We start from the raw sequence: 17,015 nt of genomic DNA, 5'->3' as shown, positions 1-17,015 counted from the left end.
ATTTTATGGAAGTTGCGATAATGGGAGCAGGAATGTCAGGCTTGTCTTGCGCTTTAACATTAGAGAAGCATGGTATAAACCCCCATGTTTTTGAAAAAAGAAGTCAGGTAGGAGACAGATTTGTTAACGGAGAAGCAATGTTTAGTATACTAAATAGGCCTATTAAAGATAGCATAAATTATATATCAAAAGAATTTGATATACATTTAAAGCCAATTACTGAAGCAAATAAAATAGTAATACATTCAAAAAATGAAGTTGGAAGTATTAAAGGTAAAATAGGATATTTAAATATTAGAGGAAGGCATAAAGACTCATATGAATCTCAGTTAGCAAGGCAGGTTAAAACAGAAATAAATTATAATTCAACCTATAGTTATGAAGATTTATGTAAGAAGTATGATTATGTTGTATTAGCAACTGGAGATGGAGAATATGCATGCGATTTAGGGAATTATAGATGTGATTTAACTTGTAAGATGAAAGGAGTAACAGTAGAAGGGGAATTTAACAGAGATGTTCCAGAAGTGTGGTTCAATTATGAGGTGATCCCTAAGGGGTATGGATGGCTCATTCCATATAGCGAAAGGGAAGCTAATATTGTAATGGCATATCCTTGTTATCCTAATAATATTAAACTAGATTTAAATCAAGTTTGGGAAAAGTTTTATGGTTTAATATGCAAAGACTTGAATCAAGAATTTAGAATAACTGATGAATTTAATTTTACTAGGTATATGATGGGAATATGTAATTCACCAAAAATTGATAATACATATTTTGTTGGAAATTGCTTTGGAGCAATCTCTCCAGGGCTTGGTTTTGGCCAGTTTGTGGCTATATTAACGGGAGTTTATTCTGCTTATGATATTTGCGGAATAGGTAAATATGAAAAGCTTGTTAGGCCTTTAATTGATAATTATAACAATTCATTAGAGTTAAGGAGATACCTACAAAGCTTGACAGATGACAAGCTAGATTCTTCTATTAAATCATTAGATAACAAATTTTTTGACAAGCTAATAGATAAAATTTTTTCAACTAAAAGTCATATAGATTTGATGGAATTAACCACTCCAATTATGAAATTAAATAATTATTACAATGAAAAAATCAATAATTAAAATGCTAGGGATATTCCTAGCATTTTTTAAATCTACTTATGAAGATTTGATAATAAACTTGTACCATTACCAATATTGTCATAATCATTCTCTTTAATTACTGTAACAAAAGCTTGCTCTGGAATGTTAAGAATTTTACTAGCAGAAGTAACAAATTCTTTTACAAGTTGTTCTTTTTGTTCCTTTGAGATCTTAGGTCCATCAAGCTGTATAACTGGCATAATTTCATACCTCCTATATTATATTCATAGTTAAATTATATAAAACTTTAACAGAGATTTACAGAAGTGTTTTCAATAAAAAAGAATCGCGTTTATAAGGATTACCATATAAACACGATTTTTAGTATATAGTATTTATCTAAAATCTAGAATGAGAAGATGAACCGCTTAATCCAAAACTATTTTGTTGCATGCCTTGTTGATTTCCTTGTTGATTTCCATGTTGGCTGCCTTGTTGACTTCCTTGCTGCATATTTTGTTGACCCATTTGTTGTTGAGTATTTTGACTCATTTGATCAAGTTGTAGTTGAGTTTGTTCTATAAGTTGGTTCATTTGTACTAAAGTCTGATTTGATTGTAAGTATTGATTTGCTTGGTTTAAATCATTTATTGCATGAATTATAGAGCTCTGTAGTTGTTGTTGAGTTTGTTGTTGCTGTTGTTGAGCTTGATTTTTAAAGTCCTTTATTTGTTGTTGTAAGTTATTCACAACCTGTTTTCCTTGTTGATTAGATTGCATTTGTGAACCGCTATTTTGAGAACTCATAGATGAGCCCATAGAAGAACTCATTGATGTTTGTTTTAATTGATTTAATGTGCTTTCCATTGCGCCTATTTGTTCTCTTAATCCAGATATTTCTTCTCCAATTTCAGCATCTACTTTTTTGTCTAAATAACCCTCTAAGGCTTTTTTATTTTTTTCGTCCATTACAATCACTCCTTCATATTTATAGTACAAGTATATGTTAACCATAAAAATGAGTATTATACCTTGAAACATAAAAACCCAATTCTATAAATACCTAGTAACTATCAGGAGTCAAATACGAAAAAAAACACTACATTCAATGTGGTGTTTTTTACGTAAAATAAAAAGTATTTAGTGATAATTAAGTAAATTGTTCAATCTCTGATTAAATATGTAAATTTTTAATAATCAAAATTAAATACTTCGAAGGATAAAGAGCTAGGATTTAAATCCGTAAGATATCTCAAAATATCTTTTCTACCGAAGTATGTAGGTATAGTAAGATCATTCTCAGACATCAAAACTATAGGCAAACCAGGAAAGTATTTAGCAAATGATGCTTGAACATCTTTTGCTGTGGTTGAATTAATTACAATAGAATAATCAACAGGAATTAGTGCAAAATTAAATTTACTATTATGAATTATGGCAGCTTCTAATTGCACATAAACCCCTCCTTTTAAGAATTAATTAGGATATAATAATTATTTCTTTAATAACAACATAATTTATTTATCGTAGAGAAATTCAAATTATTTAATATTTTTTGGCAACAATTATAGTTTAAGTAAATAATTCATTAAATGTTTAATATATTTTATTGTGGTAAGAATTTAGGTAAGAGGAGATATGATGGAGATAATAAATAGGTATAAGGGAATAAGCCATATTAAGAGAAAATTTATTTTTTTATTTATTCTAAATGTTATAGATCTTTTTTTTACTTGGATTGTACTTTTTACAAATGGAGAATATTTTAGTGAAGCAAATTTGGTAATGAGAAAAATTATATATAATATTCCTCAAGCATTTATTGTAAAAATAGGCGGAGTTGGGTTAGTTATTTTCTATTGGTATTATAGGCTTAGAGGTTCAAATGAAAAAGATATTCTACTATCTAACAAGGTTCTTAATTTCTTAATAATTGCGTTTTGCATCATTACTTTTGTACATCTGTTAAATCTAGGTTTGTGTTTTTATATAAATTTATCATAGAAAAATAATGAAAAAATATCCTGAAGACTTATAGAAAATATCTCTATTGGAAATAATAGTAAATGGAGGTGTTTTTTATGTCAGAAGCTGAGGAATTATTAAAAGATATTGAATCATTAAGAGAACAATTAGAAAATACCATTAAACAGAAACAGGAAAATTTAATTAATTTTGAAGTTATTAGTATTAGTAGAATGTTGAATTCACTTTTGAACAAATATAATGAGACCATTAAATAAAGATAGAGCTTAGGCTCTTTTTTATTTATTAGAAATTACTTAAAAGTATTGAAATATTACTTAAAAATACTTAATATAGAATTAGAGGTGATTTTATATGTATCAAGAAGAAAGGTTATTAAAGATTTTAGAATATCTAAATGAACATCGTAAAATGTCAGTACATGATATCTGTGAAACTTTGAATGTATCGAGAGATACAGCGCGTCGTGATATTATAAAACTGATAGAGCAAGGGACTGCAATTAGAACCCATGGAGGAATTGCAATACCAGCTATAAGAAATACAATTAAAGTTTATGGAGAAAGACTTAAATCTTATTCAGAAGGTAAAAAAAGTATAGCAAAAAGAGCGTTGCCGTTTATTCATTATAAAGAACACTATTTTTTTGATGTTTCAACAACAATAAGTTTTTTAGCAGAATATTTAAACGAAGAGGTTACAGTCGTTACTCATTCTCTAGATAATATTGAAGTTCTTTCAGAAAAGGAAAATGTTAAAGTTTATTCTACTGGAGGATATCTAAATAGAGATAATAGATTCTTTTACGGTCCTGACTCCATACGTTATTTTAAGAATATGCTTTTTGATGCGGTGTTCTTAGGTGCTGCAGCTATAATGGAAAATGGCATATATTATGTGGATGAAGAAGATGCATGTATAAAAAGTGCTGTAGTAAAACGTTCGTCAAAAGTAATTGTTCTTGCAGAATACGAAAAATTTTCGTTGAGTAGTTACCATAAGGGCGTAGATTTAGATGAAATAGATATTATAATCACTGATAAAATTCCGCCTAAAAACTTTTTAGAAATAATTGAATCAAAGAATATTGAAGTAATAGTTATTTAAATTATTTATGTTTAGGGGGAGTTTCGATGTGTAAATATAAAATGGTATGTTTAGATATAGATGGGACATTAATAAATTCAAATCATAAGATTACAGAAAAAACAAAAGAGGTAATTAACAAAATTGCAAATGAGATGAAAATTTATACAGTTCTAGTATCAGCAAGAATGCCAAAAGGAATAATTCCACTACAAAATGAACTTAATATTTCTGAGCCGATTATTTGTTATAGTGGAGCATTAATAATGGACAAGCATTCAAATGTATTAGTTAATAAAGTTATAAATTCTAAGGTCATGAAAAAGATATATGATACTTCAAAAGATTTTAAGGTAAGTTTAAGCATATATAAGGATGATGAATGGTATATAGAAAACCTCGATAAATGGGCAATAAATGAAAGTGAGATTACTAATATTTCTCCTAAAATAATAGATTTCAATAATTTAATTAAACAATTAGAGAAACAAAATTCTGGAGCAAATAAGATTTTGTGTATGGGTGAGCCGGAAGATATTCAGTTATTATATAAAAAGATTACAACTAGTAATGAGGATATAAATGTATATCCATCAAAGCCAACTTACTTAGAAATTATGGCAAAAGAGGTATCTAAAACATCAGCCATAGAGTTTTTATGCAAGGAATTTAATGTTGAAAGATCGCAGGTTATAGCTATAGGTGATAACTACAATGATATAGATATGATAGAATATGCAGCACTTGGAATTGCCATGGGAAATGCACCTAGCAAGGTCAAAGAGCACGCAGATGAAGTTACCTTTACCAATGACGAAGATGGCGTGGCTAAGGCTCTAGAAAAGCATTTAATCAAGGTACTGTAGTGATCAATTGGTGAAGTTTGTATTATTAACATAAAAAGTTGTATAATTAAATATATAAATTTTAGTTATGGAGGATAATCATGAATATTACGGCAATTGGTTCTAGTACAAGTACCTTAACTTCATATACTAAAGATAATAATCAGGTTGATATATTAGAAAAACAAAAGATGAAATTACAAGAACAATTAAAAAACTTAAATGATAGTAAGCTTGAGGAGAGTATTAAAAGAGAAAGACGTAAAGACATAGAAAGCCAAATAGAACAGCTTGATGCGGAAATACAGTCGATACAGAATGAAAAAGTAAAAGATAATTTAAATTCAAATAAGGAACACCAGAATAAAAGTGCAAGCACTAGCAAAAATGATCCTAGCGAAATAAATAATCAGAATGAATTATTTCAATTGAATTCTACATACTCTAAGGCTAAAATAATTAATAAGACAAAAAACGATTTTAACGGAAAAGAAAGAGTATTAAAGATGGAAATAAAACTGGATGCAGGAAGAGGTGCAGCAACAGAAAGAAAAGAAGCTGAACTTAAAGAAATAGATAAGAAAGATAAGAAACTAGATAAAAAACTTAGTGAAGTACATAAAGAAGTGAAAAACAAGGATAAAAATATGAATGCTTCTGCAGAAATTAATGAAGAAGTTGCGAAAGAAGAAGATATTAATTATAGAAAAATAGACGTAATTGTTTAATTATTGAGGCTTGTCAAATATAGACAAGCCTTTGTTGTTAAGAATTTTAACAGGAATGTAAAATGCAAGATAAATATTTAGTGGTATAATTGAAGTGGTGATTTTTACGAAAGAAGGTTGTTAAATGTTAACGAAGCAAGAAAAGCAGATACAAAATGGCTTTCAATTAAGTCATTTTTTAATAGTAGTAATGGCAGCAGCATGTGGAATTACAGTAGCAAATTTATATTATATTCAACCACTACTTGCAGAGATAGCTAAATATTTTAATGTGACTCAGGGAAACATAGGTTTTGTTGCTATGCTTACTCAAGTAGGTTATGCAATCGGAATGTTATTTTTATTACCCTTAGCAGATATAAGAGAAAAAAGAACTTTAATTGTAACCATGTTAATTTTTGCAGCTATTTCACTGGTTTTGATGTTTTTATCTTTTAATATAACAGTAGTTGCGGTAGCAGCTTTTGCAATTGGATTTACTTCAGTTGTACCACAATTAATTGTACCATTAGCAGCGCAGCTTGCTGACCCAAAGGAAAGAGGAAAAATCATAGGGTCAGTAATGAGTGGTTTATTAATAGGAATATTATTATCACGTACCTTTAGTGGAATTATTGGAAAATATTTTGGATGGAGAGTTGTATACCTTATTGCAGCAAGTATGATGCTAATTTTAGCAATTGCTTTAAGAAATATTCTGCCTAAAAGTGAACCCATTTCGGAAATGAAATATGGAGAATTATTTAAATCAATGCTTCATTTAATAAAAACAGAACCAGTATTAAGAGAAGCTTCAATTAACGGAGCAATGATGTTTGCAGCTTTTAGTGCATTTTGGACAACTCTTTCATTTTTACTTGAAAGTTATCATTATAACATGGGTTCTGAGATAGCAGGTCTGTTTGGTTTAGTGGGTGTCACAGGAGCACTTGCAGCTCCTATTGTAGGAAGAATAGCGGATAGAAAAAGTCCAAAGTTTACTATAGGCATAGGTATGATAATTGTTACTAGTGCCTATATATGCTTTACACTATTTGGATTTAAAATATGGGGATTGATTATTGGAGTTATTTTATTGGACCTTGGCGTTCAATCTTGCCAGATTTCAAACCAAGCAAGAGTTCATGCTTTAAATGAAGAGGCTCGAAATAGAATTAATACTGTTTTTATGGTTTCGTATTTTATAGGAGGTTCATTAGGATCCTATTTTGGATCATTAAGTTATGCACATTTTGGCTGGTATGGGGTATGCTTTATAGGAATAATAACTCAATTAGTAGCAATAATAATTCATAAAACTAGAAAGTTTAATTAGTATTATTTTATAAGTTTTTAGGAGGAAAGAATATGATGACTAGTATAATAATTGATATTTTAATTGGAATTGCAGCAGGGGTTTTAAGTGGATTATTTGGAATAGGGGGAGGGATAATAATTATCCCGGCATTAATATTCTTTAGACATTTTCCTCAATTAAAAGCACAAGGTACTTCTTTAGTAGCTATGCTTCCACCAGTGGGGATATTTGCATTTTTAGAGTACTATAAAAAAGGAAATGTTGATGTCTATTCAGGAATTATTATTTGTATAACTATGTTAATAGCAGCAAAATATGGTGCACAGCTAGCAGCAGCACTTCCGGTTGATGTAATGAAAAAAATATTTGGAGTTTTTATAATATTAGTAGGAATCAAGACCTTTTTTGGAAAATAATAAGAAATAATGTTACAATGGTATTACAAACCAGTAAAGGAAGTGTAAAACTTGTAAATGTAAATATATGCTTGTTGAGAAATGGCAAATTTTTATATATAATTAAAAATGAAATGAATTATTAAAAAGGGGGATACTATGAGAATTAAACTAAGGAATGCTATTAGAATAGCAATAGCAAGTGTTATTGCACTTACTATTACAAATATTAATGGCATAAAGACATCAGCGGCTATAATAGCAAGTCAAACAAGATATAGTGGTAGTACAAGAATGGAAACAGCAGTAGAAATAAGTAAGGCTGGTTGGACAAGCTCGCAAAATGTTGTACTAGCATATGCATATGATTTTCCCGATGCACTGAGTGGAGTTCCTTTAGCACTTTTAAAAGATGCACCAATTTTACTAACGGATAAAACTTCAATTCCGACTAGTACAATGAATGAAATCAAACGTTTAAATGCAAGTAATATTTACATATTGGGTAGTAGTGGTGTAGTTTCAGATAGCGTACAAAATAGTTTAACAAGTACAGGATATACTGTTACAAGACTTGGTGGTATAGACAGATTTGAAACATCTTTAAAAATAGCAGACAAAGTAAATAGCAGTAATTCATCACACACAGCAGTAATTTCAATTTTTGACAATTATCCAGATGCACTATCTATATCTCCATATGCAGCAATGAAGCATATACCAATATTATATACTGAAGCTAATTCACTAGAAGCAAAAACAAGAGCTTGGTTAAAAAATAATGGTATAACTAATGTTATAATAAGTGGAGGAACAGGAGTAATATCTCAAAATGTTGAGAATCAACTTACAAGTGATGGAATGACTGTTCAAAGGTTAGCAGGAGCTGATAGATATTTGACAGCGTTAAATATAGTTAAGACTTTCCAAAGTAGTTTTAATAGTAACTTTATGCTAGCAACTGGAGAAGATTTTCCAGATGCATTAGCAGGCGGTGTTTTAGCAGCAAAAACTCAAACACCTATTTTACTAACTCAGGACAAATCTATGGAAGAAGACGTTAAAGATTATTTAGATTCAAAATCAAGTTTAAGCTTCTTTGTACTTGGAGGTACTGGAGTAATACAAAGTAATATAAATAACTACTTTGGTAAATTAATTGTAGTAGATCCAGGTCATGATTACGGTGCTGATTATGGCGCAGTAGGAAATGGATATGCAGAAACTGATTTAAATATGCAAGTAGCATTGAAAGTTAAGGCTAGCTTAGAAGCGAGAGGAAACAAAGTGGTTTTAACTAGACAAGCATGGGACAGACCAGTTTCAACAAGCTTAAGCCAATCATTACAAAGCAGAACAGATTTAGCGAATGGATTAAAAGCTGACTTATTTATCAGTATACATCATGATAAATCAGATAGTTCATCAGTAACAGGGGTAAGTGCACACTATAGTACATATAGACCTAATATTGATACTAGTGGAGTTATAACTGGAGATGATCCTTATGGATGGTATTCAGGAGTATATATTGATACAACTCCAAGCAATGCAGCTATTGTAAGTAGAAATTTAGCAACTACTGTAGTTAATGATTTATCATCAAAAATGGGATATAATAATAGATATGCTCATGACCATAATTTATTTGTAACTAAGAATACAAATATGCCATCTATATTAGTTGAATGTGGATTCTTATCTAATTATGATGAAGCTACAAGATCAGCAAACTCAGATAATCAAGCAAAAATTGGAGAAGTAATTGGAGATGCAGTACAAAAAACATTAAATAATTAAATGTTTTGGGGGTATAAGCGTGAAAAAAGGTTTAAATATAATTGCACTATTAGTTGTAACTTCATTATTTTTAGTAGCATGTAATAATAAAAAGGATGATGCATCTAAAACGGATAATAAACAAGTAGAAGCAAGTCAAAATAATGACTCGGAAAATAATACTTCAGATAAAACCACTGATGAGTCTCAGCCAGCTGATAATCAAAGTGAGGAAATCAAGATTAAAGATGCTAACATCAATCAAGAAAATAAGAAGGATGAAACTAATGCAACAGTAAAAAAAGAAGCTTCTTTAGATGATAAGGTAAAAGCTGTAACTAAAGGTGTTATGGATAAGTGGTTTAATGGAAAATCATATGAAGTTTCAACCAAAAAGGAAAACAATAAAGTTATCGCTATAATAAATCTTAAAGAAACTAAAAGCGTACAAGATGAATCTAGTTGGTACCAACAGTTTCAAGGGGATCAACAAGCGCTTATTAATGCAAAGAGAATAGTAAATAATATTCTTCAAAAAGGTTATTCTGGAGAGTGGGTTCAGGGAGTTAAGGTTTTATATAATGGAGAAGAGTGTCAGTTTGAGCATGCTCCACAACTAACTGAAACAAACTATAATACAATATAAAAATAAGATTGGATGTCTCAAAAATTAAAATGAGATATCCAATTTTTTTACTTTAACCAGTATTATTGGTATTATTGATATATGTTATGTATAGGTGGTGAAATGCTATGGATTTAAATAATGAGCAAAATTTACTTATAAATGAACAAGAAAGAAATATAATGTTACTTGCATCAGCAGGTACTGGAAAAACAGATACTTTATCAAAAAGAATAGCAGATATAATATCAAAAGGAAAAGCTAAAGCCTCAGAGATACTATGTATTACATTTACCAATAAGGCATCTAAAGAAATGAAGGAAAGAATTGAAAGAATAGTGGGGACAGAGGCTAAAAATATTACAGTAAAAACATTTCATAGCTTTTGTTTTGACGTTTTAAAAATGGAAGTTAAAAAGAGAACTGATATATTTTCGGATTTTATTATTTTCGATGAGGATGATTGTAAGGAAATAATTAAAAGTTGTAACTATTTTGATTTTTCTATTTACCAGCTACAGAGATTTATAGAGATGACCAAGTTGGAGAGAGTTAATAGAGAAATCTTTAGTGACGATGTTCACAAAGATTACAAAGAGGCAGCAGCTTATTTAATAGAAGAGAACAAAGAAAAATTAGATGAAATATGTACAGAAAGAGGAGAACTTAATAGTAAGTTAAGGGACTTTTTAGCAGAGAAAGGGCATATATTAGTTAATTCATATAACTCTTTACTTTATAATAACCATGGACTAGATTTTATAGACTTAATAGTTAAGACAAAGGAGTTGTTTAATAATAAAGAAGTTGTAGAAGCTCTTAGAAATAAATATAAATATATAAATATAGATGAAGTTCAAGATACAAGTCTATTAGAGTATTCCATTATTGAGAAGTTATTTGAAGGAAATAATGTTTTAATTTGCGGAGATGTATTTCAGACTATTTATAAATGGAGAGGCTCGGAGCCAAGTAAGATATTTAAAAGTTTTAGAGAAAAGTATGACCCTTTAGAAATAGTATTTTCGGTTAATTATAGAGCAAGTAAAAATCTCACAGAAGCTTCTCTAAAGTTTTTGCAAAATGCATTCCCAATCGAAATAAAAGATTTATATAAGGAAGGAATTAAGGCAAAGTCTCAAGAAGAGGGAGAAAAGATAATAATAAAACCTAATGCAAACATTAGGGAAGAAGCAAAATTCATATTAAACGAAGTAAAAGAATTAGAAAAAAGAAATATTGATTTAAGCAAAGCTTGTATACTTACAAGAGATAATCGATATAATATAAATCTTAGTCAGCATTTAAGGAGTTTAACACAATATGAGGCTTTAAATTTTGAATTTATATTAGTGGACCAATTTAAGTTCTTTAGAAGACAAGAAATAAAAGATATAATAGCTTTTCTAAAGCTTGTAGGAAATAGATATGATTCAGTTAGCTTAAAAAGAATAATAAAAAGGCTTCCTACAGGTGTAGGAGATAAAACCTTTGAAATTATAGAATCAGAGGAATATAAGAAAGTAGGAATATCCCTAACAGATTTTGTTGATGAAGATGTACTGAAATATGGAGAAAAGTATTCGTTGCTTATTGAAGAGTTTAATAATGATAATATAGTTGTCTTTGATGTAGAAAGCACAGGAGTAGATGTAACTGAAGATGAAATAATACAAATTGCAGCAATTAAGATAAATAAATCAGGAGAAGTAATTGATGTATTTGAAAGATTCCTGAAAAATAATAAATCAGTTAAAGATTCGGAGCATGTACATGGCTTTAGCGATGAATTTTTAAGAGAAAATGGTGGGGACAGAGGCGAAGTTTTAAAGGAATTTATTACGTTTTCAGAAGGAACTGTTATTGTAGGACATAATGTTCAATATGACATAAATATATTAACAAGTGAACTTTCTAGGCTAACACTTGGAAAACCAGGCTTTAAGACCTTTTACGATACATTAGATATTTATAGAAGATTTTATCCTAATACAGTGAATCACAAACTAGAAACTTTAAGCAAAATATTTGAAACTAAGCATGTACCAAGTCATGATGCCATGGATGATATTCTAGCGACAAAAGACCTTTTAGTTAGAGCAATAGAAGTTGATATAATTCCTACATCTTCAGAAAGAGTAGCGTTAGTAAATAAATATATAAAGTCATTTTCAAATATCTCAGATAAAATAAACAAATTATTTAGAGATTCAGAGAATATAAGACCTTATGATATAGTAGGTAAAATAGTAAATGACTTTAATTTAAAAACTTTATACTTAGGGGATGCTGGTAAAGAGAAAATTGAGAGAATGAAAGACTTCTACGTACTACTAAGAGAGTTAGATGATAAAGAAAAGAGTAACAGAGATTCTTTAATAGATATTATAAAACTTACATCTCTTTCAAATGGAGAATTAGAAGGTTTAATTGTTAATAGAACTAAGAAAGCAAGAATACCAATAATAACAGTACATCAGGCAAAAGGCTTAGAGTATGAAACAGTTTTTATAGCAGGAGTTCAAGATAATACTTTTCCATCTTATATGGCAATAAAAAGTAATAATATTGATGAAGAAAAAAGAACTTTTTATGTGGCTATAACTAGAGCCAAAAAGAGGCTTTATATAACCACAAGCATAATGGATAGAGATAAGAGAAGTTTTATAAATTTGGTTTCTCCTCAGTTTATAGATTAATCATAGTAACATAGGTTACAGATGTTTTTAGTGAATATGTTTATTATATTTATTAAAAGCATTAAGGGGGATAAGTAATGGGGAGATATGAAAAACAGAGAAGCTTTCTAAAGTCAAATTTTAATGAGTTTAAGAATATAAGAACTGATAAGATGAAGGGCATGCCAAAACCTGATGAGGTGAAATCTTATGATTTATCTTCAGAGCTTATTAATCTTCCAGAGGTAAGTCATGAGATTTTAAGTAAAGAAAATATCTACGAATGCATAAAAAGCAGAAGGAGTACAAGATTCTATGCCAAAGAAGCAATAAGCATTGAGGAGTTGTCATATTTATTATGGGCAACTCAAGGAATTACAGGTACTAATAAGGCAGGGCTTACGCTAAGAACAGTTCCTTGTAGTGGTGCAACGCATTCATTTGAAACATATTTATTCATTATGAACGTAGAAGGAATACAAAAAGGTGCATATAGATATCTTCCTGACGAGCATAAACTTTTATTTATATTTGAGATTGATAGTATAGATGAAAAAATAGATGAAATTACGCTAGATCAGCCATTTGTACCTAACTTTGCAAAAAAGGCAGCAGTGATATTTGCATGGAGTACAACGCCATATCGTTCCGAATGGAAGTTTGACATTACAGCACATAAAAAAATACTAATAGATATTGGACACGTATGTCAAAATCTATATTTAGCAAGCGAATCAATTGATGCAGGAGCTTGCGCTATTGGTATTTATGATCAAACTATGATAGATGGGCTTTTAGGACTAGATGGGGATGAAGAATTTGTAATATATCTTGCCGCTGTGGGAAAAAAGAAAGTTGAATAATTAGCAGAAGCATAAGCTTCTGTTTTAAATTTTACAGATAATGGTACATGTGGTATTCTTAATTTGAAATTATACTTATTTAATAGCGCGGTTTAGAATTGAATAAATTTAAATTACTGTGTTAGGGGGAAGAAGTTTGAAGTTTATAGCAATAATGATTTCAATACCTTTTATAGTATTATTTTTATATATGGCAATTTATCCTAGAGAAAGTTCACTGTGGGGTAAAAAGTGGCAGTTTAAAAATGAAAATCTTGAACCAAGCGACGAGGTAGTTAAATATAATAGATTTATGGCAGTTATAGCTTTAATTGGAATAATAATTTTGTTAGTTGTAGCGTTAACTAAAGGCTAATAAAAGTTAAGATTGGGGAGTGATGCAATATTAAATAGTGCATCACTCTTTTTTATAGAATGATATAATCAATATATATTAAATAGTAGTATTGAGGTGAGCATAATGAGTGATAGAGTGGAATTGACAAATATGTGTATGATTTATGATAGAGAGAATAACAAGGTATTGGTGCAAGATAGGGTAAAGTCTTGGAAGGGAGTTTCTTTTCCAGGAGGACATATTGAAGCAGGAGAGAGTATAGTAGAATCTACTATAAGGGAAATAAAAGAGGAGACAGGCCTAACCATTTCTAACTTAGAGCCTTGTGGAATAATAAACCTATACAATAGTGAAACCGGAGAAAGATATTTTGTGTTTAATTTTAAAACAGAGGTATTTGACGGAAAGTTACTAGATAAAACTTCTGAGGGAAAAATATTTTGGGTAGATAAAGATGAATTACATAGATTAAATCTTGCAGAAGGGTTTGGAGAAAGATTACCGATGTTTTTTGAAAATAAATACTCTGAAGGATTCGGAATTTGGAATGAACAAAATTCAGGAAAGTTAAAATTAAAATAGGGGACGGTTAACATTTATTTATTAAAATGCTTGTCTAAATAAGGCTTGAACATGAGGGTTTACAAGCTAATTTAGGACAAGCATTTCTGCAAAAAGTTGTTAACCGTCCCCTAAAATCTATCCCCTATAATCTAAAACTTAACGATTTCTTAAGTTTTTATAATATAAAACTTAAGTGTGATTAAATCATAGGAAATTATGGTAATATTAGGTTGTGAGATAAAAGGAGGATTTGTAATGAGGATATTCTTAAAGTATGTGCTAAAAAGTATGTTTGAGAAAAAAGCTAGATTTTTTCTTCTCTTAATTGCTATATTACTTAGCACAGGACTATTTGTAGGAAGTATAGGTGCAGTAGATTCAGCTATTGACAGTATAGTCAAACCACAACTTGAACAACTAGAGAATAAAGATGTTTATATATCATCTAAAAATGGAGATATAGCATTTAATTTAGATGGAATAAATAAGGATGGAATTAAAGATATAGTTCCTGAGATGGATTACAACGCAATATATGATACAGATGATATGCAATCAATTAAACTAACTGGAAGAGAAAATGAATATATAAATAAAGATTCTTTAATAGAAGGAAAGGACTTAAAGAATTTTGAAGATGAAAAATGTATTATATCGAAAAGAATTAGTGATAAGTTTAATTTAAATCTTGGAGATAAATTAAACTTAGTCTTAAAGGGAGAGAAGGTTAAGCTTGAAGTAGCAGCAATCTCTTCAAATGATGGAGCTTTTTATACTGATACAAAGGATAGCTTCGAAGTAATAGTTCCATATAAATATTTATCAGATAAGCTTAATCAATCAGGAAAATATAATAGTGTATTTGCAAGTAAAACAGAAGATACCATTAAAGATACAGTAGAAAAGTTTAATGATGCAAATAATAAATTTGTAGCAAAAGAACTTTATGATGAAGATGCTATAAAAAGTCAATCATCGCAATTAAACAGCATGCTTTATATGATGCTGGCAATTGTAGTGTTTATGAGCTCAATTATTATATATAGCTCATTTAAATTAACAGTAACGGAGAGGATGCCTGTAATAGGAACATTCCTAAGTCAAGGGGCAACTAGGGGAGTAATAAGAAGAATACTTTATTTAGAAAGTATATGCTATGGAGTTATCGGAGGAATTGTAGGAGATGCTTTAGGGGTAGGTATATTATATATAATTAATTATTTTATATCTCCACTAAAGGATTATGGAATTATTGAAAAACCTAATATAACTCCAATGTATTTAGTATATGGATTAGCATTTTCAATGATCTTATCAATAGTATCGGCAGTGATTCCAATAATAAAAACTAATAAACTTCAAGTAAAAGAAGTAATATTAAATACTTCTAATAATTCAGAAAAAATAGGTATAGGTAAATTTATTATAGGGTGCATATTATTAGCAGCTGTTATAGCTATAAATTCAATAAAATCTAAATGGGTACTTAATATAAGTCCAATATTAATAATTTTTGCAACAGCAGCAGTTATGCTAATTTTCCCTAAGATTATTGATTTCATATCAAAAAATATATTTAAAAGAATAAAAGATGTTTTTAGTATCAATGCATTATCACTAAACAACATGAGAACATCAAAAGTATTACTTGGAAATGTTAATTTGCTTATAATAGCGATAATATCAATAGTAATTATAAATTCCTTGAGTGTAAGTATAAAAAATGTTGTTAGTGAAGCCTACGAAAAAACAAAGTATGACTTAGAAATAAGCGTACCTGAGGATGGTATTGGAAATACAAAAGAGGAAATTGAAAATATTCTTAAAAAGCAATCAGGAGTTAATGGAGATTCAATACAACAGCAGTGCTATGCTAATGGAAAAATAGATAATAACAACTTTACAGTTATAGGGATGGAGCCAGATAAATATCTTGATTATGATAAATATGTAGCTTGGGATAAGAAAGAATATGCAGACACATATAATGAATTTAAAAATGGAGCATTAAATGGAGTAATACTATCAGAGAAAGTTTCAGAAAAAACAAAATTAAAAGCTGGAGATACCTTTAAAATGCAGCTCAGAAATGATACAAAAGAATATAAGGTTGTAGGAGTAATAGACGGAAAACTTTATTATAATGGGGTATTCATACTTATTAACTTTAAAGGACTACCTAAGGAATATATAACTGGTGCACCTGTAGAGTTATTTGTAAATACATCAAAAGATCCAGCTAAAGTAAAAGAAGATATTAATAAGAGTATTAAACAACTAGGTGGAAATGTATTAACTTTTGAAGAAACAAGGGATAAAAATATAGAAGCAAATAAACAACTTATGGATATATTAAGTATTTTCTCCTTTATGGCAGTAGTAATTGGAGCATTTGGAGTGCTTAATAATATTGGGATTAGCTTTATTCAAAGAAAGAAGGACTTGGCAGTATTAAGCTCAGTAGGTATGAGTAAATTCCAGAGGGCTAAAATGCTTTTGATTGAGTCTATTCTTACAGTAGTATGGTCGATAATTCTAGTAATTCCATTTTCATATTTGGCTATTTCCATAACAACTAAAATTACTAAATTAATAGGTTTTGATATGGAAGTTTATTTTAATGTATCATTTATACCAATAGCTTTTGGAGTATCATTACTACTTGTATTAATAGCAACTATACCAGTTCTGTTCAAGAGTAAAAAGCTCTCAATAATAGAAGAATTAAAGTACGAATAGGAGGAGAA

18 protein-coding genes are annotated in these 17,015 nt (G+C 29.3%); 15 read left to right on the top strand and 3 right to left on the bottom strand.

Annotated elements, in window-relative coordinates; genetic code table 11:
* Positions 1-5 precede the first annotated feature (5 nt).
* Positions 6-1,124: an NAD(P)/FAD-dependent oxidoreductase gene (locus tag PTZ02_RS09420; RefSeq protein ID WP_274227535.1), complete on the top strand. Its 1,119-nt coding sequence runs from the start codon at positions 6-8 to the stop codon at positions 1,122-1,124.
* Positions 1,125-1,156: 32 nt separating this feature from the next.
* Here the strand turns inward: PTZ02_RS09420 and dmpI are convergent, their stop codons facing one another.
* The 3 genes from dmpI to PTZ02_RS09405 all read right to left on the bottom strand — a co-directional run bounded on the left by dmpI (position 1,157) and on the right by PTZ02_RS09405 (position 2,539).
* Positions 1,157-1,345 carry a 4-oxalocrotonate tautomerase DmpI gene (gene dmpI / locus PTZ02_RS09415; RefSeq protein WP_274227534.1) on the bottom strand — a complete coding sequence of 63 codons (189 nt, stop codon included), beginning with the start codon at positions 1,343-1,345 and terminating at the stop codon, positions 1,157-1,159.
* A gap of 139 nt (positions 1,346-1,484) precedes the next feature.
* Positions 1,485-2,054 carry a hypothetical protein gene (locus PTZ02_RS09410; RefSeq protein WP_274227533.1) on the bottom strand — a complete coding sequence of 190 codons (570 nt, stop codon included), beginning with the start codon at positions 2,052-2,054 and terminating at the stop codon, positions 1,485-1,487.
* 221 nt (positions 2,055-2,275) lie between these two features.
* Positions 2,276-2,539 carry a hypothetical protein gene (locus PTZ02_RS09405; protein WP_274227532.1) on the bottom strand — a complete coding sequence of 88 codons (264 nt, stop codon included), beginning with the start codon at positions 2,537-2,539 and terminating at the stop codon, positions 2,276-2,278.
* A gap of 187 nt (positions 2,540-2,726) precedes the next feature.
* Between PTZ02_RS09405 and PTZ02_RS09400 the strand changes: the two genes are divergently transcribed.
* From PTZ02_RS09400 to PTZ02_RS09335, 14 genes are all read left to right on the top strand, one after another.
* A complete protein-coding gene (locus PTZ02_RS09400) occupies positions 2,727-3,089 on the top strand; it encodes a DUF5658 family protein (protein WP_274227531.1) in 363 nt (120 codons plus the stop codon).
* Between the two features lie 77 nt (positions 3,090-3,166).
* Positions 3,167-3,328 carry an aspartyl-phosphate phosphatase Spo0E family protein gene (locus PTZ02_RS09395; RefSeq protein WP_274227530.1) on the top strand — a complete coding sequence of 54 codons (162 nt, stop codon included), beginning with the start codon at positions 3,167-3,169 and terminating at the stop codon, positions 3,326-3,328.
* Between the two features lie 97 nt (positions 3,329-3,425).
* Positions 3,426-4,178 carry a DeoR/GlpR family DNA-binding transcription regulator gene (locus tag PTZ02_RS09390; RefSeq protein WP_274227529.1) on the top strand — a complete coding sequence of 251 codons (753 nt, stop codon included), beginning with the start codon at positions 3,426-3,428 and terminating at the stop codon, positions 4,176-4,178.
* Between the two features lie 26 nt (positions 4,179-4,204).
* Positions 4,205-5,023 (top strand): Cof-type HAD-IIB family hydrolase, encoded by an 819-nt coding sequence (locus PTZ02_RS09385; protein WP_274227528.1) that lies wholly within the window; start codon positions 4,205-4,207, stop codon positions 5,021-5,023.
* Between the two features lie 80 nt (positions 5,024-5,103).
* Positions 5,104-5,730, top strand: coding sequence for a FlxA-like family protein (locus tag PTZ02_RS09380; protein ID WP_274227527.1), 627 nt, complete (start codon positions 5,104-5,106; stop codon positions 5,728-5,730).
* A gap of 124 nt (positions 5,731-5,854) precedes the next feature.
* The gene (locus tag PTZ02_RS09375) at positions 5,855-7,045 is read left to right on the top strand and encodes an MFS transporter (RefSeq protein WP_274227526.1); all 1,191 of its coding nucleotides are present in this window, start codon (positions 5,855-5,857) and stop codon (positions 7,043-7,045) included.
* A gap of 35 nt (positions 7,046-7,080) precedes the next feature.
* Complete coding sequence (locus PTZ02_RS09370) at positions 7,081-7,443, top strand: sulfite exporter TauE/SafE family protein (RefSeq protein ID WP_274228084.1); 363 nt, start codon at positions 7,081-7,083, stop codon at positions 7,441-7,443.
* A 138-nt stretch (positions 7,444-7,581) separates the two neighbouring features.
* Positions 7,582-9,222, top strand: a complete 1,641-nt coding sequence (locus PTZ02_RS09365) for a cell wall-binding repeat-containing protein (RefSeq protein ID WP_274227525.1) — start codon at positions 7,582-7,584, stop codon at positions 9,220-9,222.
* Positions 9,223-9,241: 19 nt separating this feature from the next.
* A complete protein-coding gene (locus PTZ02_RS09360; RefSeq protein ID WP_274227524.1) occupies positions 9,242-9,847 on the top strand; it encodes a hypothetical protein in 606 nt (201 codons plus the stop codon).
* A gap of 107 nt (positions 9,848-9,954) precedes the next feature.
* Positions 9,955-12,525: a 3'-5' exonuclease gene (locus PTZ02_RS09355; RefSeq protein ID WP_274227523.1), complete on the top strand. Its 2,571-nt coding sequence runs from the start codon at positions 9,955-9,957 to the stop codon at positions 12,523-12,525.
* A gap of 77 nt (positions 12,526-12,602) precedes the next feature.
* Entirely contained in the window at positions 12,603-13,367 is a 765-nt protein-coding gene (locus PTZ02_RS09350; protein ID WP_274227522.1) for a SagB/ThcOx family dehydrogenase, read from the top strand.
* Positions 13,368-13,503: 136 nt separating this feature from the next.
* Positions 13,504-13,722, top strand: coding sequence for a hypothetical protein (locus PTZ02_RS09345; RefSeq protein WP_274227521.1), 219 nt, complete (start codon positions 13,504-13,506; stop codon positions 13,720-13,722).
* Positions 13,723-13,827: 105 nt separating this feature from the next.
* Positions 13,828-14,286 carry an 8-oxo-dGTP diphosphatase gene (locus PTZ02_RS09340; RefSeq protein ID WP_274227520.1) on the top strand — a complete coding sequence of 153 codons (459 nt, stop codon included), beginning with the start codon at positions 13,828-13,830 and terminating at the stop codon, positions 14,284-14,286.
* A 237-nt stretch (positions 14,287-14,523) separates the two neighbouring features.
* A complete protein-coding gene (locus PTZ02_RS09335) occupies positions 14,524-17,007 on the top strand; it encodes an ABC transporter permease (protein ID WP_274227519.1) in 2,484 nt (827 codons plus the stop codon).
* Positions 17,008-17,015 lie beyond the last annotated feature (8 nt).

Source organism: Clostridium sp. 'White wine YQ' (assembly GCF_028728205.1).
Lineage (GTDB): Bacteria > Bacillota > Clostridia > Clostridiales > Clostridiaceae > Clostridium_T.
This window is presented reverse-complemented; position numbering and strand designations above follow the sequence as displayed.